The organism is Mesorhizobium sp. CA15 (genome assembly GCF_020165215.1).
Lineage (GTDB): Bacteria > Pseudomonadota > Alphaproteobacteria > Rhizobiales > Rhizobiaceae > Mesorhizobium.
Window position 1 is genome coordinate 44678 of sequence record NZ_JAIUHQ010000008.1, and the last position, 16745, is coordinate 61422.

The 16745-nt window shown below is 64.6% G+C and carries 15 protein-coding genes; 9 read left to right on the top strand and 6 right to left on the bottom strand.

The features are described 5' to 3' along the window. Window positions 1–63 precede the first annotated feature (63 nt). Window positions 64–1428: a PRC-barrel domain-containing protein gene (locus LB515_RS15375; RefSeq protein ID WP_224708314.1), complete on the top strand. Its 1365-nt coding sequence runs from the start codon at window positions 64–66 to the stop codon at window positions 1426–1428. Between the two features lie 175 nt (window positions 1429–1603). On the opposite strand, the gene LB515_RS15380 is transcribed toward LB515_RS15375, so the two are convergent. Continuing rightward, on the bottom strand, window positions 1604–3157 hold the full coding sequence (locus LB515_RS15380; RefSeq protein WP_224708219.1) for an alkaline phosphatase family protein: 1554 nt from the start codon (window positions 3155–3157) through the stop codon (window positions 1604–1606). A 215-nt stretch (window positions 3158–3372) separates the two neighbouring features. On the opposite strand from LB515_RS15380, the gene LB515_RS15385 reads away from it, so the two are divergent. The 4 genes from LB515_RS15385 (at window position 3373) to LB515_RS15400 (ending at window position 6597) form a co-directional block, all read left to right on the top strand. Then, on the top strand, window positions 3373–4305 hold the full coding sequence (locus LB515_RS15385) for a VOC family protein (RefSeq protein ID WP_224708220.1): 933 nt from the start codon (window positions 3373–3375) through the stop codon (window positions 4303–4305). Window positions 4306–4309: 4 nt separating this feature from the next. Next, window positions 4310–4939: an alpha/beta hydrolase gene (locus LB515_RS15390; RefSeq protein WP_224708221.1), complete on the top strand. Its 630-nt coding sequence runs from the start codon at window positions 4310–4312 to the stop codon at window positions 4937–4939. 1 nt (window position 4940) lies between these two features. After that, window positions 4941–5240 (top strand): GNAT family N-acetyltransferase, encoded by a 300-nt coding sequence (locus tag LB515_RS15395; RefSeq protein WP_095767389.1) that lies wholly within the window; start codon window positions 4941–4943, stop codon window positions 5238–5240. A gap of 298 nt (window positions 5241–5538) precedes the next feature. Next, the gene (locus LB515_RS15400) at window positions 5539–6597 is read left to right on the top strand and encodes a dipeptidase (protein WP_224708222.1); all 1059 of its coding nucleotides are present in this window, start codon (window positions 5539–5541) and stop codon (window positions 6595–6597) included. Window positions 6598–6604: 7 nt separating this feature from the next. Here LB515_RS15400 and LB515_RS15405 read toward each other — a convergent pair whose 3' ends face one another. The 4 genes from LB515_RS15405 to LB515_RS15420 form a co-directional block, all read right to left on the bottom strand. Next, complete coding sequence (locus tag LB515_RS15405) at window positions 6605–6862, bottom strand: hypothetical protein (RefSeq protein WP_224708223.1); 258 nt, start codon at window positions 6860–6862, stop codon at window positions 6605–6607. A gap of 1 nt (window position 6863) precedes the next feature. Continuing rightward, a complete protein-coding gene (locus tag LB515_RS15410; RefSeq protein ID WP_224708224.1) occupies window positions 6864–8093 on the bottom strand; it encodes an aminomethyltransferase family protein in 1230 nt (409 codons plus the stop codon). A 211-nt stretch (window positions 8094–8304) separates the two neighbouring features. Beyond that, window positions 8305–9879 (bottom strand): phytoene desaturase family protein, encoded by a 1575-nt coding sequence (locus LB515_RS15415; protein ID WP_224708225.1) that lies wholly within the window; start codon window positions 9877–9879, stop codon window positions 8305–8307. Next, the gene (locus tag LB515_RS15420) at window positions 9866–11485 is read right to left on the bottom strand and encodes a phytoene desaturase family protein (RefSeq protein WP_224708226.1); all 1620 of its coding nucleotides are present in this window, start codon (window positions 11483–11485) and stop codon (window positions 9866–9868) included. Before LB515_RS15420 ends, LB515_RS15415 begins: the two co-directional genes overlap by 14 nt. 255 nt (window positions 11486–11740) lie before the next feature. On the opposite strand from LB515_RS15420, the gene LB515_RS15425 reads away from it, so the two are divergent. From LB515_RS15425 to LB515_RS15440, 4 genes are all read left to right on the top strand, one after another. Further along, window positions 11741–12535: a methyltransferase domain-containing protein gene (locus LB515_RS15425; protein ID WP_224708227.1), complete on the top strand. Its 795-nt coding sequence runs from the start codon at window positions 11741–11743 to the stop codon at window positions 12533–12535. Window positions 12536–12541: 6 nt separating this feature from the next. Beyond that, on the top strand, window positions 12542–13228 hold the full coding sequence (gene betI / locus LB515_RS15430) for a transcriptional regulator BetI (protein ID WP_224602325.1): 687 nt from the start codon (window positions 12542–12544) through the stop codon (window positions 13226–13228). A gap of 94 nt (window positions 13229–13322) precedes the next feature. Beyond that, a complete protein-coding gene (locus tag LB515_RS15435; protein ID WP_224602326.1) occupies window positions 13323–14405 on the top strand; it encodes an ABC transporter substrate-binding protein in 1083 nt (360 codons plus the stop codon). Further along, window positions 14402–15700, top strand: a complete 1299-nt coding sequence (locus LB515_RS15440) for a flavin monoamine oxidase family protein (RefSeq protein ID WP_224602327.1) — start codon at window positions 14402–14404, stop codon at window positions 15698–15700. The genes LB515_RS15435 and LB515_RS15440 overlap by 4 nt, the downstream gene beginning before the upstream one ends. Here the strand turns inward: LB515_RS15440 and LB515_RS15445 are convergent. Then, on the bottom strand, window positions 15664–16737 hold the full coding sequence (locus tag LB515_RS15445; protein ID WP_224602416.1) for an ABC transporter ATP-binding protein: 1074 nt from the start codon (window positions 16735–16737) through the stop codon (window positions 15664–15666). The two genes, LB515_RS15440 and LB515_RS15445, sit on opposite strands and share 37 nt — an antisense overlap. Between the last annotated feature and the right edge of the window lie 8 nt (window positions 16738–16745).

The following is a 16745-nucleotide window of genomic DNA, read 5'->3' on the forward strand; positions in this document are numbered from 1 at the left end:
TGCCGTCAAGAGGCTGGCCAAGGAGCGTCATGCACAGATCAGGCACGAGGAGAGACCATCATGATGATCCGCACTCTTTTTGCGACGACCGCGATCGCAACCCTTCTGGCAACCGGCGCTTTCGCGCAGACGACGCCCGCCCCGGCTCCACAGCCCCCAGCAGCCGAGAATCCGGCGCCGGTCCCGCGCGCCGATGGCGCCCTGATGAGCAATATTATCGGCGAGTCCGTCTATAACGGCACGGGAGACGATGCACAGAATATCGGCAAGGTTGACGATGTCGTCTTCGATTCCGGCGGCAAAGCCAAGTCCGCTATCATCGGCGTCGGCGGATTTCTCGGCGTCGGCAAGAAGGACGTCGCTTTCGACTACGGCAAGCTGGAATGGGCAGAGAAGAACGGCGACCGCTGGCTGGTCGCCAAGTCCACCAAGGATGAGCTGAACGCTCTGCCGGCGTTCGACCGCAAGCCTTACGATCCGGCGCCGGCGCAGTCTACCGACGCTACGCAGCCCGCCAACAACACGACGACAGCCCAGGCTCCCGCGGCCGCACCGGCCGAGCCGGTGAAGAAGGCGGAGGGCAACCTCGCCACCAACATCATGGGCGAGTCGGTTTATAACGGCACTGCGGACGATGCCCAGAAGATCGGCGACGTGAAGGACATCGTGCTTGCCAAGGACGGCAAGGCCGAGTCGCTGGTGATCGGTGTCGGCGGCTTCCTCGGCATCGGCACGAAGAACGTCACTTTCGACTTCGACAAGGCAAAATGGGCGGAGAAGAACGGCGACCGCTGGCTGGTGGCCGAGACGACGAAGGAGCAGCTGCAGGCCCAGCCGGAGTTCGACCGCAAGCCCTATGATCCGGCGCCCGGCACGACGACGGCCGCGAACAACGCGCCGGCAACGACCACGCCTGCGGTGGTCGCTTCGGGCACGACGTCCGATAAGGGAGCGAAGCCGGCAGAGCCCGCCAAGCCGACGGCCGAGAACAAGCCTGCGACGCCGCCGGCCCAGAGCACGGCTGAGAACAAGCCTGCCGATAATAGCGGCGCTGCTACCGACCAGACCAAGACCGCTTCCATCGACAAGTCGACACTGACCGAGATGCCGATGGGCAACATGCGCGTCGACGACCTCAAGGGCACGACGGTCTATGGCGCCAACGACGAGAAGATCGGTTCGATCGGCGACGTCGTGCTGACGCCCGACAACAAGCCGGACGCGGTCATCGTCGATGTCGGCGGCTTCCTCGGCATCGGCGCCAAGGAAGTGGCGATCGGCATGGATAAGCTCAAATTCATGACCGACAAGAACGGCAAGAAGTATCTCTACACCAACTTCACCAAGGAGCAGCTGCAGGCACAAACGGCCTATGACAAGAGCAGTTATGCCGCCAACCGCGACCAGCAGCGGATGATTCTGAAGTGACGATCAGGCAGTAGGCAGTAGGAATTAGGCAATAGGGAATAGGGAAAGAGGCTATTGCCTCCGGCGATCCAACGCGGACCATCTCCTACTGCCTACTGCCTACTGCCTACTGCCTACTGCCTACTGCCTACTGCCTACTGCCTACTGCCTACTGCCTACTGCCTACTCCTACTGCCTACTGCCTACTCACGTACCCCACCACTCCATCTTCGGTCAGTTCCGCCAAGGCAAGGGACTGATCGAGGTGAGCGGCACGCCAGGCAAGCATCTTCTCGGCGAACTCGAGCCGTACCGGGAGATAGGCCGGGTCGTTCGCCACATTTTTCAGCTCGCCTGGGTCCTTCGATAGGTCGAACAGAAGCGCCGGCAGACCGCCGCCGAAATGGACATATTTGAAGTCCGCCGCGCGGATGACGGCGAGGTTGCAGGTGTTCGATCCGACACCGAAATGGCGTTCGGCTTCCCCTTGGGCGACCGTGCGGAAATCAAACTCCCAATGCGCGGCGTCGCGCCAGGCTTCCGGTTCCGTTCCATCCAGCCAAGGCGCGAGCGAACGGCCGTCGAGGTGGCGCTGCGGGGCGGCGCCGATCAGGTCGAGCAAGGTGGGGAAGACATCGACGGCTTCGGTGAAATGATCCACGGATGTGCCCGCCGCGGCTCCCCGCCGCGGATCGCGGATGATCAACGGAATGTGGTAGCTGGCGTCGAAGAAGCCGCCTTTGCCGAGCATGAAATGATCGCCCATCATCTCGGCATGGTCGGAGGTGAGCACGATCACGGTGTCGTCCCAGGCGCCCGCCGATTTGATGGCCTGCCAGATGCGGCCGAGCTGCGCGTCGACCTCGGAGATCATGCCGTAATAGATCGCGCGGATGCGGCGGAAGTTCTCCTCGCTCCAGTCCGCCACCTTGCCCTCGATGCCGGGGACGAATTTTGTCCGCTTTTGCCCGGCCAGATCGTAGGCGATATAGGGATGGCTGCCGGCCTCGGCCTGCCAACTTGCAGCGCGTTTGAACGCGGGACCTTCAGCCGGATCATACATGGTATTGTAGGGTTCGGGCACGATGAAGGGCGGGTGCGGGCTGATGAAGGAGATATGCGCGAACCACGGCGCGCTCTCCTCCTGCTCGCCAAGCCAGCGGATGAATTCGCCGGCCAGGAACGCGGTCGGCGTCTGGTCTTTCGAATAGACCGGCGGCGCGTTGGTCACGTCGCGTTCCGCCTGGCCTCGGGCCGGACGGTGGATGTCGGGGCTGCCTGCACCGGTGTCGATGCCTTGGGTCCGCAGCCATGACAACCATTGCTTCTGATGCTCGGGCAGGGCCTGGCGCACGGTGAAGCCCGGCAGCACGCCTTCATAGCTGCGCAGGCGCGGATCCCCGGCCGCCAGCGGGCGCGGATCGAGCGCGACATCGGTGTAGCCGAACAGGGTGGGATCATAGCCTGCCGCGCGCGCCGAAAGCGCGATGTTGCCATGGCGCGCGTCAAGCGGCGTGCCGTTGCGGCAGACGCGATTGTTCATCTGGTAAAGCCCGGTGTAGAGGCACGCGCGGGCAGGCGAGCAGGGTGCTGCCCCGCCATAATGGCGGCGGAAAAGCACGCCTTCCGCGGCGAGAGCATCGACGTTCGGCGTCTTCACCACCGGATGGCCGGCCGTCGACAGGCAATCGCCACGCCACTGGTCGCAGGTGATGAGCAGGACGTTCGGGCGGTGCGTGCGATTGTCCAAGATCGTCTCCTTGTGGAAGCGTTCAGATGGAACGGAAGTCACCCGCGTTGCAAGCCAAGCTTGGTGACACCATTGGTGAACATACTTAGAATAGTCGTTCACTTTCATGATACAGTCCATTCTATGTTTGCCTGCTTTGCCACCGGCCCGCTCATCCTCATATTGGCGTGGACAGCGGCAAGGGCCGCACAAGGACAAAGGGAAGGAGCAGGATCATGCTCAATCAGATACAGGGGCTGCATCACGTCACCTCCATGGCGAGCGATGCACGCCGCAACAATGAGTTCTTTACGAAAAAGCTTGGCCTGCGCCGGGTGAAGAAGACCGTCAATTTCGACGCGCCGGATGTCTACCATCTCTACTATGCCGACGAGGTCGGCACGCCGGGTTCGGTGATGACCTATTTCCCGTTCCCCGATATCGCCAAGGGCCGGCACGGCGTCGGCGAGGTGGGCACAACGGTATTCTCGGTGCCGGAAGGCACCTTGGCCTATTGGGAAAAGCGCTTCGCCGATGAGGGCGTGGGCAATGTTGCCCGCACCGAAAGCTTCGGCGAAAAGCGGCTCACCTTCACCGGCCCGGACGGCGACAGTTTCGCGCTCGTCGAGGACAAGACCGACAAGCGGGCGCCCTGGGTCAAGGGCGGTGTTCCCGGCGACGAGGCGATCCGCGGCTTTCACTCGGTCTCGCTGCGGCTGAAGGACGGCGGCGCCACCGAGGAGCTTTTGAAATTCATGGGCTATGAGGAGGTCGACAAGTCCGGCAATATTCGCCGGCTGGCGATCAAGAACGGCAACGGCGCCGACGTCGTCGACATCGAATCGCTGCCGGGTGCCGGCTTTGCCAATCTCGGCGCCGGCTCGGTACACCATGTCGCTTTCGCGGTCGAGGATCGCGCAAAACAGCTGGAAGTGCGCAAGGCGCTGGTCGACACGGGCTATGGCGTGACGCCGGTCATCAATCGCGACTATTTCTGGGCGATCTATTTCCGCACGCCGGGCGGCGTGCTGTTCGAGGTTTCGACCAACGAGCCGGGCTTCGACCGCGACGAGGACACCGCGCATCTCGGCGAGGCGCTGAGGCTGCCGGCGCAGCACCAGCATCTGCGGCCCTATCTCGAACAGCATCTGCAGAAGCTGGAAGACTGAAGCCATGAGCAAGGACGCTTACATCCACAAGGTGCTGCCCGGTTCGCCGGGCAGCCCGCTGCTCTTCGTCCTCCACGGCACCGGCGCGGACGAGAACCAGCTTCTCGGTTTCGGCCGCGAGCTTATGCCTTCGGCGACGATCGTCTCGCCGCGCGGCGATGTGTCGGAGCACGGCGCTCCCCGTTTCTTTCGCCGCACCGGCGAGGGCGTCTACGACATGGACGACCTGGCGCGCGCGGCCTCGAAGATGGCGGGCTTCGTCAAGGCGCATGTCGGGACCGCAAAACCCTCGGCGGTGTTCGGCCTCGGCTACTCCAACGGCGCCAACATCCTGGCCTCGGTGGTGTTCGCCGAGCCGACCCTGTTCGATGGCGCGACGCTGATGCATCCGCTGATCCCGTTCGAACCCCGCGTCCAGGGCAGCCTTGCCGGCCGCCGCATCCTGATCACGGCCGGCAGGCGCGACCCGATCTGTCCGCCCAACTTGACGTCGCGGCTCGAGGCCTATTTGCGCGCCGACGGCGCCGATGTCACAGTGGAATGGCACGACGGCGGGCATGAGGTTCGGCCGAATGAAATCGAATCGGCGCGGCGGTTTTTCGCGCCGGCGCCCGTTGCCGAAGGAGGCAAGTAACATGGCCGACCAACTGCCCGAGATCGAACTGGAAGACCGCGGCTCCAAGGGGCGTTACGTGCTGCGCGGCCCGGGCGGCGCCGAGGCCGAGATGACGTTCACCAAGATCGGCGAGCACCAGCTCATCATCGACCACACCGAGGTGCCGGACGTCTTTCGCGGCCAGGGCGCCGGGCTTCGGCTCGTCACCCGCGCGGTCGAGGATGCGCGTGCCGCCGGCAAGAAGATCATCCCGCTCTGCCCCTTCGCCAACGCCCAGTTCCGTCGCCACCCGGAATGGGCGGATGTGCTGAAGCGGTAGCACCGTCTTTCCCTCCTCCCCCTGTGGGAGAAGGTGGCCGCGCAGCGCCGCGATGGATGAGGGGTGCTCCAGCGGAGTGAGACGTTCGCATTCCCTGGAACATCCCTCATCCGTCTCGGCGCTGTCGCGCCGATCCACCGCCCGGGGCGAGCCACGCGTCTCGCCCGTCCTTCGGACCCCACAAGGGGAGAAGGGGAAGCTCTTGGCATTTGCACCGCCCGGTCATCTTGCCTAAGTTGACGGTTCGCCCGGACGAAACCTGTCGTCCCGCCCATCTCCGATTTGAATGGCTTCCCTGATGACCGATACCGACCTGATCCCCGTTTTCGACGGACATAACGACACGCTGCTTCGGCTCTACCAGTCGAAGGAAGCCGACGTCGAAAAGCTGTTCATCGAGGGGACGCCGGGCGGGCATATCGACCTGCCGCGCGCCAGGAAAGGCGGCTTTGCCGGCGGCATGTTCGCGATCTTTCCGCCTCCGGTCGAAAAGTCGAAACGCAGCGCCGTGCCGCCGGCACCGAGCGACAATGAACCGCTGCCGCCGGAACTGCCGCAGGCCGAGGCGATCACCTCGACCATCGGCATGGCTTCGATCCTGTTCCGGCTGGAGCGCGCCGGGGCATTGACCGTCTGCCGCAGCGCCGGCGATGTGCGGGACGCGATGGCCAAGGGCTCGATCGCGGCGGTGTTCCACATCGAAGGCGTCGAGGCGATCGATCCCGGGCTTGCCATGCTCGATGTGCTGCACGCCGCAGGGCTGCGCTCGCTGGGCATCGTCTGGAGCCGCCCCAACGCCTTCGGCAACGGCGTGCCGTTCCGCTTTCCGTCCTCGCCCGACACCGGGCCTGGTCTCACCGATGCCGGCAAGGCGCTGGTCAAGGCGTGCAACCAGCTCAGGATCATGATCGACCTCTCGCATCTCAACGAGAAGGGTTTTCGCGACGTGGCGGGCTTGAGCGACGCGCCGCTGGTCGCGACCCATTCCAATGTGCATGCGATCTGCGGCCATTCGCGCAACCTGACCGACTGGCAGCTCGGCGCGATCCGCGAATCCGGCGGCATGGTGGGCCTGAACTTCGCCACCGGCTTCCTGCGCGAGGACGGCCGCATGAACGCCGACACCAGCATTGATATCATGGTGCGCCACATCGATTCGCTGTTGCAGGCGCTGGGTGAAGACGGGGTCGGACTGGGCTCGGATTTCGACGGCGCCATGATCCCGGCCCCCATCGGCGACGTCGCCGGTCTGCCGAAGCTCACCGATGCGCTGGCGGCACGCGGTTTCGGGCGCGCGCTGATCGAGAAGATCGCTTATCGGAACTGGTTGAGCGTGCTGGAGCGCACCATAGGCTAAGGCGGGTCTATCCGTCGTAGCCGATACGCTTCAGCCATTCCTTGCCGACGCCGCGGTGGCGGATGATCGGCAGGGGATCCTCGTGGTCGAGCCGGGCGCAGATGCGGTAGACCTCCAGCGTCTCGGCATTCATCTCGCCGCGCTTGAAGAAGAACATCGCCGCCGCGTAGCGGGTGCGGCCGGACCACATCTCGCCGAGCGGTGTGTTGACCAGCTCCCACTGCTCGGCGGCTTCCGCTTCCAGGTCTTCCGCTTCGCTTGCCATGTCAAAAGTCCGCGGGCGGGTTGGCGGTGCGGCGGTCGAGCCTGATGAAGGGCCGCGGCACCACCTTCGCCTTCTTCATCAGCTTCTGGTACTGCAACTCGCGCATGGCGTAAATCTCGACCCACAGGTCGTCGGCGATCGTGTCGCCATAGGGCCGCTGCAGCGAGGCGAGCGCGATGTTGCGCTTGGCCATGGGCGACCACATCGCCGCGCTGACCAGCCCAACCTCCTGGCTTTTCTTGTAGTAGACGATCGCATGCTCGGCCGGGATGTTGCCTTCGATCTCCAGGCCGACCAGCACATGGCGCAGCTTCTTCTTCGCCCGGGCGTCGAGGATGGCGCGGCGGCCGTTGAAATGGCCTTTGTCCGGATCGATCATGAAGCCGAGGCCGATCTCGTCCGGCATGCGCAGGCGGTCGGCGCGGATCGCGTGCTCGGCAGCTGTGAAATCGGCATTGGTGACGATCAGCCCCGCCTCCAGCCGGGCTCGGTTCAGCGCGGTATAGCCAATGGCGCGGATGCCGCGCAGCTCGCCCGCCGCCATCAGCCGGTCCCACAGGCTCAGCGCCTTGTCGGCCGGCACGAACAATTCGTAGCCGAGATCGCCGGTGAAGCCGGTGCGCGAGATGGTCACCGCAGCGCCGACATGCGCGAACTCGGCGAGGTCGAAGATTTTCAGCCGCTCGACGCCGGCAAAGCCCGCTTCGCGCAGGATGGCGAAGGAGGTCGGACCCTGCAGCGCCAGTCCGGCGACCGCTTCGGTCTCTTCCTCGACACTGATCTCATAGCCGATCGCGCTGTCGAGCAGCCAACGCAGATGGCGCTCTTGCGAGCAGAGACGGAAGCGTGTCGGCGACAGCCGGAACAAAGTGCCGTCGTCGAGCACGAAACCATCGTCATCGCACCAGGCGGTGTAGTGGACGCGGCCGGGTTTCTGCTTGGTCACGTCGCGCAGGGTGACGCGGTCGAGATAGGCTTCGGCATCCGGTCCCTCGATTCGGTATTTGGTCATCGGCGAGATGTCGAAGAGCGCCGCCTGGCTGCGGATGGCGAAATATTCGAGCTCCTCGTCCCACAGCGAATGCGGCGCGCGGTAGCCGGCCCAGTTGTACCAGTCGTTCGTCAGCGCCAGCGCGTCGATGCGCGGCTGGAAGGGGGTGCCCATGCGCAAAGTGCGGAAGTGGGATTGGGCGAGGGTGCGGGCGGCGTCGGTTTTCACATGACGATTCATGACAGCGTTCCTTCGCGCCCCCCTCTGTCCTGCCGGACATCTCCCCCACAAGGGGGGAGATTGGACGTCACGCTGACTTTCGCCAGTCTCCGACGTCGCAAGAAAAGCGCCGACAGATCGAGCTGCTGATCTCCCCCCTCGTGGGGGAGATGGCCGGCAGGCCAGAGGGGGGCGCCATGGAGCGCGACTTCAGCGATTTGCAAAAACATATTCACCCCTTCATCGCGATGATGCGGCGCGCGGCGTTGAGGCCGGGCGCGCCGGAGATGCCGCCGCCCGGATGCGAGCCGGCGCCGGCAAGGTACAGGCCTTCGAGCGGCGTGTCGTAGCCCGACCAGCCGGAGACCGGCCGCGACATCAGCATCTGGTCGGCCTGCAACTCGCCATGGTGCCAGTGGCCGCCAGGCATGCGGTAGCGCGCCTCGATGTCGGCGGGCGTCAAAAGCTCGGCGTGGCTGACCGTTGCGCCGATGCCGGGCGCATAGGTCTCGAGCTGCGCCATGATCGCCTTGAGGAAGCGCGGCTTGCCGGCGCCCCAGCCCTCTCTCAACGCATAAGGCGCGTACTGCACCACAGCCGAAAGCACGCAGGCGCCGAATGGGGCGAGCGATAGGTCGGCCAGGCTGGGCAGCGTGATTTCCATCACCGGCTCAGGCGAGAACTCACCATATTTCGACGGATTGAAGGCGCGCTCAACATGGTCGGGCGAAGGCGCGACGACGAGGCGACCTTTGTGGCCGGCGGCGTCGACGCCCGAAAATTGCGGCGGCCGATCCAGCGCCAGATGCAGCTTGGCCGCATCGCCCTTCATGCGGATGTTCTTCACCTTGCGCACGAAGCCGGTATCGACGTCGCGCGGGCCGACAAGATCGAGGATCGTCGTCGCCGGGTTGATCGCGGAGACGACGATGTTGGCCTGCAGCGTTTCGCCGCCCTGCGTGACGACGCCGACGGCGCGGCCCTTTTCGACGATCACCTTGGCGACCGGCGAAGCCGGGCGGATCGAAACGCCCGCCTTTTCCGCCGCCGTGCGGATGACGGCGACGACGGCGCCCATGCCGCCTTTCGGCTGGACCTGCGCGCCGGCAAGGCCGCCAATTTCGCCGGCCAGCCTGTAGTAGAGGCCGAGCAGCGAAGTCGGCGAGCGCGGCCCAAGATGCGAGCCGAGCGTCGCGTCGAAAGCAAGCAGGCCCTTCAGCCGGTCGTCCGAGAGCTGCTCGTCGAGCAGGTCGTAGACATTCATCAAAAGCACGCGCAGGAAGTCGCGCATGTCTTCCCTGCCAAGCCGCTTCAGCGCCAGCGCGGTCTGGCCGAGCCCGGTCACATCGGCGAGTGACATGCCGCCAAGATCAGGCGGTCGGCGCGACAGGAAAGGCTTCAGCACGCCGGCATAGCGCAGCAGTTGCGCGCGCAAATCTTTCCAGGCGGACTGTTCCGAAGGGCTGGCGCCCGTCAGCACCTCGCCATAGGCGCCGTGCAGCACCAGCGGACCGTCTCTCGACAGCGCAACCGACGGCACGAAGTCGCCGCGCTCTACCGTCAGTCCGTGGCGTTCCAGCTCCAGCGTCTTCACGACATCGGGATGCAGCCGGTTGAGCAGATGCGCGACCGTGGAGACGCGAAAGCCCGGCGCGAATTCCTCGGTGCGCGCGCCGCCGCCGACCTCGTTGCCGGCCTCGAGCAGCAGCACCTTGCGGCCGGATTTCGCCAGCGTGGCGGCGGCGACGAGGCCGTTATGGCCGCCGCCGATGACGATAACGTCCCAGTTCAAATCAGATGACGTCATGGGCCGGGCTCATATGCAGGGTTGGCTTGGCCAGATCACGCAGGATTTCGGCGGCGGCATTGCGTCCGGGCGCACCCATGACGCCGCCGCCCGGATGGGTGGAGGAGCCGCACATATAGAGCCCACCGACCGGCGAACGGTATTGCGCGTAGCCCGGCACCGGGCGGTTGAAGAGCAGCTGATCGAAGGTGAGCTCGCCCTGGAAAATATTGCCTTCGGTGAGGCCGACCTCGGCCTCGATCTCGCGCGGCGTGCGCACCTCCATATGGACGATGCGGTCGCGGAAGCCGGGCGAATATTCAGCGATCTGCGCAATCACGCTTTCGGCGAAGCCGTCGCGGTCGGCATCGGTCCAGTCCGCCCCTCTTATCTTCGGCGGCGCGTATTGCACGAAGCAGCTCATGAAATGCTTGCCCGGCGGCGCCATGGTCGGATCGAGCGTGGTCGGGATCATCATGTCGAGGAAGGGATCGGCCGACCAGCGTCCAGCCTTCCAGTCGTCATAGGCGCGCTCCATGCGCTCGATGGAATCGGTGAAATGCATGTCGGCGCGGTAGACCGGCGAATCCTTCGGCAAAGCCGGGAACTCGGGCAGGGAATCGAGCGCGATGTTGACCTTGCCGGACGAACCGCGGATTTTGAAATTGCGGACGCGGCGCAGGAAGATGTCGGGCAGCTCCTTTTCCTCGACCAGCTTCAGGAAGGTGCGCTTGACGTCGGCATTGGAGATGACGAGCTTGCCGTAGATCTCCTCGCCGCCGGCAAGCACCACGCCCTTGGCCTTGCCGTTCCTGATCAGCACGTGATCAACTTCGGCGCCGGTGCGGATGGTGCCGCCACTGGCCTTGAAGGAGGCGGCCAGCGCCTTGGTGACCGCGCCCATGCCACCGCGCGCGTAGCCCCAGGCGCCGACCGAGCCGTCGACCTCGCCCATATAATGATGAAGCAGCACATAAGCCGTGCCGGGCGACATCGGGCCCAGCGCCGTGCCGATGATGCCGGACAGCGCGAAGTTCGCCTTGATGACGTCGGTCTCGAAATACTCGTCGAGGAAGTCCGAGATCGACATCGTCCAGAAGCGCAAGGTCAACGCCATCTCCTCGGCCGAGAGGCCGGCGAATTTCTTGCCGAGATAAAGCAGCTCGCCAAGGTCGCGCGGCCTGAAGCTGGTCGGGTCGGGCGCGGTGCGCATCAACAGCGGCTGGATGAAGCGGCACTGCCTCGTGACGTCGCGCGAATAGCGGTCATAGGCCTCGGCGTCGCGCTTCGAAAAGCGCGCGAACTCGCGGCGATGCGCGTCGGGGTCGCGGTAGTTGGCGAGGTAGTCGCCGTCGCGCGTGAATACCGCGCCACCCTCGTAGGAGATAACCTGCAGGCCGAAGCGCGGCAACTCCAGGTCGCGCATGATCTCGGGCCGAAACAGCGAGCAGATATAGGAACAGTTGGAATAGAGGAAGCCCGGCGTCAGCTCGCGGCTGGTGGCCGCGCCGCCGACCCAATCGTTCTTCTCGACCACCAGCACGTCCAGCCCGGCGCGCTGCAGATAGCAGGCGGTGACCAGCCCATTATGGCCGCCGCCGATGACGATCGCGTCCCATGCCTTCATGCGCGCCGAACCTCCCGCCGGTTGCCTTATCTACTTGTTTCTCCGCAATTCCGGACGGAGAACCGCGTCACGCTTTCCTGGAACTGCTCCGTGCGTCTTGTTCCCGATTGCCCCGAATTTGGCACGGATCACAGTTTTTTGTCCAGCAATATTGAATGAATGTTCAACAAATGGTGTTGCGTTTTCCTGTTGATGCGCTAGGCTTTGCCTTGATTTCTGGATTGATCCGCATCGCCATTTGAGGTTGAGGATCGGATGATCGAGACGGCCGACGCCGAGCCGGAATATGACGAAACCGCCATCCGCTTCCTCGAAGCGCTGTGGGGCGAGGGTTACTTGTCGCCGGGCGGTCCGGACGAGGTCGACCGCGTGGTCGAAGGCCTCTCCCTCAAGGGCAAAACGATCCTCGATATCGGTTGCGGCGCCGGCGGCATCACGCTGCATCTGGCGGCAACGCACGGCGCGGCTCGAGCCACCGGCTTCGACGTCGAAAGGCCGGTGATCGAGACGGCGAGGCGAGGGGCGATCATGCAGGGCCTCGAGGATCGTGTCAGCTTTGTCCAGGCGCCGCGGGGACCGCTTCCTTTCACGAACGCTTCCTTCGACGTCGTCTTCTCCAAGGACGCGCTGCTGCATGTGCCGGACAAGGACGCGCTGTTCGCCGAGATCTTTCGCGTGCTGAAGCCCGGCGGGGTGTTTGCGGCGTCGAACTGGATGATTTCGCATGACGGCGAGCCGTCGCCTCAGATGAAGGCCTATATCGCGGCCGAAGGGCTCTCCTTCGCCATGGCCTCGCCGGCGCGCTATGCCGAGGCGATGCGGCGCGCCGGCTTTACCGACATTACGGTCCGCGACCGCAATCCGTGGTACCGCGAGGTCGCGCGCGAAGAGCTTTCGCGGCTCAAGGGACCGCTCTACGCGCAGGCCGCGGCAGCGGTCGGCGCGGCCTATGTCGACAAGAACATCAAGACGTGGGAGGCGATGCAGAAGGTGCTTGACAGTGGCGAGCACCGCCCCACTCATCTGCGCGGTTGGAAGCCGGTTGGATAGCCGGCGATGCTGGAGATCGTCACACCCATGAAGACTGCAGAGGCGAGCGATGCTCTCCCCGAAACGGCGCGGAAAGGCGACGCCGAAAAGCGCGGCCGCAAGGCCTCGAAAGAGGTCCGGCGGCTGCAGCTGATCGAGGCGACGATCGATTCCCTGGCCAAGCGCGGCTATGCCGAAACGACGATGGCGGACGTGGCCGACGGCGCGGGCCTGTCGCGCGGCATCGTCAACTTCCATTTCGAGAGCAAGGAGAAGCTGCTGATCGCCACGCTGCAGCACATGTATGACGAATATTCGGCGCATTGGCGCACTTCCCTGCAGAAGGCGGGCGACGATCCGGCGAGACAGCTGCAGCATCTGGTATGGGCCGATTTCGACCGCTCGATCTGCAACAAGCGCAAGCTTGCCGCATGGCTCGCCTTCTGGGGCGAAGCCAAGTCGCGGCCGACCTACCAGGCGCTGAGCAGCTCGCGCGACGCCTATTATCAGCAGGTCTTCATCGATCTCTGTACAACGCTCAAAGAGAGCGGCAACTACACCTATGACCCGCAGGTCATCGCGCTGGCGCTCAGCGCCATGCTCGAGGGCTTGTGGCTGCGGCTGATGATGGGGACTGAGGACACCACGCGAGAGACCGCATTGCAGGCGGCGAATGCGTTTTTGGCCGCCGCCTTCCCGAAACACTATGGCTAGCGAGAACTGGAGCTAGCGAGAACTGGAGCTAGCAAAAGCCGGGTTAGCAACAGCCGGCCAATAAGACCGGCAAACCAAAAGAGGATGGAACAGCATGAAGAAACTCAGCCGACGCCTGACATTGACCCTGGCGCTTGGGAGCGCGCTCGCCGCTTCGGCGGCGGCGTTCGCGGTCGCCGCCGACAAGGATCTGATCGTCTTCGACTGGTCCGGCTATGAGGATCCGAGCTTCCACGGCAAGTATGTCGAGAAGAACGGCGATTCGCCGACCTTCGCCTTCTTCGGCGACGAGGACGAGGCCTTCGAAAAAATCCGCTCCGGCTTCAAGTCCGATCTCGGCCACCCGTGCTCGCAGAGCGTGGTGAAGTGGCGCGAGGCGGGGCTGCTGCAGCCGCTCGACACCTCCAAGATCGCAGGCTGGAAGGATCTCAACCCCGGCATCATGGCGATGAAGGATCTTGCCACGACGTCCGACGGCAAGGCCTGGTTCATGCCGTGGGACTGGGGCAACACCCAACTCACCTACAATTCCGACAAGATCGCCGAAAAGGACGTGCAGTCGCTGAAGGCGTTCGCCGATCCGAAATACAAGGGCAGGGTTTCGATCGGCGATAATGTCGACGACGCCTACGCGCTGGCCAGCCTCGCCATCGGGCTCAAGGACTGGACCAAGATGACGGACGACCAGTTCAAGCAGGCATCCGATTTCCTGCGCCAGGTGCACAAGAATGTGCGCTCCTACTGGACCGACACCACCGACATCGTGCAGCTGCTTTCCGGCGGCGAGGTCGACCTCGCCTGGGCCTGGAACGATGCGACCGTGCAGTCGGTCAAGGCCGGCGTGCCGATCAAATCCAAGAAGGACACTGACGAAGGCATCTCGACCTGGGTCTGCGGCTACGTGCTGTTCAAGGACGCGCCCGGCAACGTCGACAAAGCCTATGACTACCTCAACGCCGTCAACGATCCGGAAGTCGCCAAGGTGCTGGTCAAGGATTGGGGCTACGGCCAGGCCAATGCCAAGGGCATGGCCGGCGTCGATCCGGCGGTCCTGAAGGAAAAGGGCTACGACAACGTGGAAAAATGGGTCGACAAGACGCTGTTCCAGCAGCCGCTGCCCTCGGAGCTCAAGCTCAAGATGATCGCCGAGTTCGAGAAGATCAAGGCCGGCTATTGAGCAGCATCATCGAAAGGACCGACGTCGTCATCGTCGGCGCCGGCTTCACCGGCCTGTCCACCGCACTCGAATTGAAGCGCGCCGGTATCGATTTCCTTGTGCTCGAGGCGCGCGACCGCGTCGGCGGCAGGGTAGAGGCTGTGCGCAATGGGCTCGGCGAATTGGTCGACAGCGGCGGCCAGTTCTTGTGCGTGGACATGCCCGAAGTGATGGCGCTGGCGAGGGCCTACGGCAAGAGCTTCGTCGAGACCTATGTCGAGGGCGAATTCATCACCTATCCGTCGATGACGCCGGCGCGGGCGGAGCGGACCTATCATGTCGCGATGTCAATCCGCGAGCGCATGAACGGGATCGAGCCGGACGATCCGTCGATCGCCGGGTTGACCGTGGCGACATGGCTCGAGCGCCAGGCGGACACGGCCGACGCCAAGGCAGCCTTCCGTTCGATGATCGAGGGCCTGTGGTGCCTGCCGCTGGACAAGGTGCCGTTGTGGTACCTGATCGACAATGATCGCCGCATCACCAACGAAGTGTTCGAGCTGCAGTATTTCCTGCGCGAGACGATGCGGTCGCTGGCCGATGATCTGGCAGCAGATCTCGGCGACCGGCTGCGGCTGGGCGAAGCCGCGACGCGGATCGAGCGCGGACGGCAAGGCATTCGCGTCGTCTCGACCGGCGGTGTTGTCGAGGCGGGCGCAGCGCTGGTCGCCTTGCCGCCGGCGACGGCCGCGAAGCTCGACTTCGCGCCGCCTTTGCCGACTGAGCTGGCGAGCGCGCTCGGCGTCTGGGAAAGCGGCGCGGTGATCAAGATCCTGGTGCGTTACGCAATGCCTTTTTGGCGCGAGCGCGACCTGTGCGGCATGGTCATGTGGCGCGACCAGCCGGGGCTGTTTGCCTGCGACGCCAGCACGGATGCCGACCATGCCGCGCTTGTCGTCTTCGTCGGCGGGCCGCTGGCGCTGCGCTGGCATACGCTCGGCGAGGCGGCGTTGCGTGCGGAAATCATCGCGAGGCTTGTCCAGGCGCTCGGCCCGCGGGCCGCCGACATCGTCGATTTCAGCTCGCGCGACTGGACGCATGACCGCTGGAGCGGCGGCGCTTATAGCGACCTCATCGTCGACGTCACCGCGCGGCATGCCGAGCGCGTCATCCTTGCCGGCGCGCCGCCCATCTATTTCGCCGCCTCGGAAGTGTCGCCGTCTTTCCCGGGCTATGTCGAAGGCGCGATCGTGGCGGGGCGCATCGCTGCTGCAAAAATTCAGTCCGCCATCGCCACCAGCGCCTCGGGGTCGTAGGCGAGACGGATCGGCGCGCCGACCGGAATGTCGTCGGCGCCGAAATCGTTGGTCTCGGTCACCGAGAGCGGCTTTTCCAGTCCGGGGATCTCGACGATCAGATGCGTGATCTCGCCGAAATAGTGGCGCTCGACGACCTTGCCTGAGACCTCGAACTTCGCCGTTGCGTTGTCCCACAATACACGCAGCCGCTCGGGCCGAATGCCAAGCGTCGCCGCGCCGCCATTGCGCACGAAAGCCCTTGGCTTGTCGGTCCTGACGCGGCCGAAGCCCAGCGTGTCGAGCACCAGCGAAGCGCCGTTTTCCTCGACGATCTCGGCCTTGACGAAATTCATGCCGCCGAGGAAGTCGGCGACCTGGCGGTTGACCGGGCGCTGGTAGATTTCCTTCGGCGAAGCGACCTGCGCGATCTTGCCGCCGAACATCACGGCGATGCGGTCGGACATTGCCAGGGCCTCGTACTGGTCGTGCGTGACCAGCACGAAAGTGATGCCGACCGCCTGCTGCAAGCGGCGCAGTTCGACCTGCATCTGCTCGCGCAGCTTCTTGTCCAACGCCGAGAGCGGCTCATCGAGCAGCAGCACCTTGGGCCGCATGACCAGCGCGCGGGCCAAAGCGACGCGCTGGCGCTGGCCGCCGGAAAGCTCGGTGGCGCGGCGCTTGCCGAGACCGGTAAGCGAGACCTGCGCCAGCGCTTCCTCGACGCGGCGCTTCTCCGCGCCGGCGTCGAGCTTCAGCCGCTTCAGGCCGTAGGCGACATTCTGCTCGACATTGAGATGCGGGAAGATCGCATAGCTCTGGAAGACCATGTTGGTCGGCCGGCGGTTGGCGGGAATGCCGTCCATCGGCTGGCCGTCGACGGCGATGGAGCCGCTGGTCGGCGTGTCGAAACCGGCGATCATGCGCAAGAGCGTGGTCTTGCCGCAGCCCGAGGGCCCGAGCAGGGAGAAGAACTCGCCCTCCCTGATCGCCAGCGAGGCATTGTCCAGCGCCTTGAAGGAGCCGTAGCTGCGGGTAACGTCGCGGATCTCGATCATGGTGCGAT

Excerpts from the sequence above, each read along its gene's own strand:
- LB515_RS15415 (WP_224708225.1), bottom strand. The coding sequence starts at position 9,879 with ATGACGTCATCTGATTTGAACTGGGACGTTATCGTCATCGGCGGCGGC.
- LB515_RS15445 (WP_224602416.1), bottom strand. The coding sequence starts at position 16,737 with ATGATCGAGATCCGCGACGTTACCCGCAGCTACGGCTCCTTCAAGGCG.
- LB515_RS15405 (WP_224708223.1), bottom strand. The coding sequence starts at position 6,862 with ATGGCAAGCGAAGCGGAAGACCTGGAAGCGGAAGCCGCCGAGCAGTGG.
- LB515_RS15435 (WP_224602326.1), top strand. The coding sequence starts at position 13,323 with ATGAAGAAACTCAGCCGACGCCTGACATTGACCCTGGCGCTTGGGAGC.
- LB515_RS15400 (WP_224708222.1), top strand. The coding sequence starts at position 5,539 with ATGACCGATACCGACCTGATCCCCGTTTTCGACGGACATAACGACACG.
- LB515_RS15420 (WP_224708226.1), bottom strand. The coding sequence starts at position 11,485 with ATGAAGGCATGGGACGCGATCGTCATCGGCGGCGGCCATAATGGGCTG.
- LB515_RS15390 (WP_224708221.1), top strand. The coding sequence starts at position 4,310 with ATGAGCAAGGACGCTTACATCCACAAGGTGCTGCCCGGTTCGCCGGGC.
- LB515_RS15425 (WP_224708227.1), top strand. The coding sequence starts at position 11,741 with ATGATCGAGACGGCCGACGCCGAGCCGGAATATGACGAAACCGCCATC.
- betI (WP_224602325.1), top strand. The coding sequence starts at position 12,542 with ATGCTGGAGATCGTCACACCCATGAAGACTGCAGAGGCGAGCGATGCT.
- LB515_RS15410 (WP_224708224.1), bottom strand. The coding sequence starts at position 8,093 with ATGAATCGTCATGTGAAAACCGACGCCGCCCGCACCCTCGCCCAATCC.
- LB515_RS15395 (WP_095767389.1), top strand. The coding sequence starts at position 4,941 with ATGGCCGACCAACTGCCCGAGATCGAACTGGAAGACCGCGGCTCCAAG.
- LB515_RS15375 (WP_224708314.1), top strand. The coding sequence starts at position 64 with ATGATCCGCACTCTTTTTGCGACGACCGCGATCGCAACCCTTCTGGCA.
- LB515_RS15385 (WP_224708220.1), top strand. The coding sequence starts at position 3,373 with ATGCTCAATCAGATACAGGGGCTGCATCACGTCACCTCCATGGCGAGC.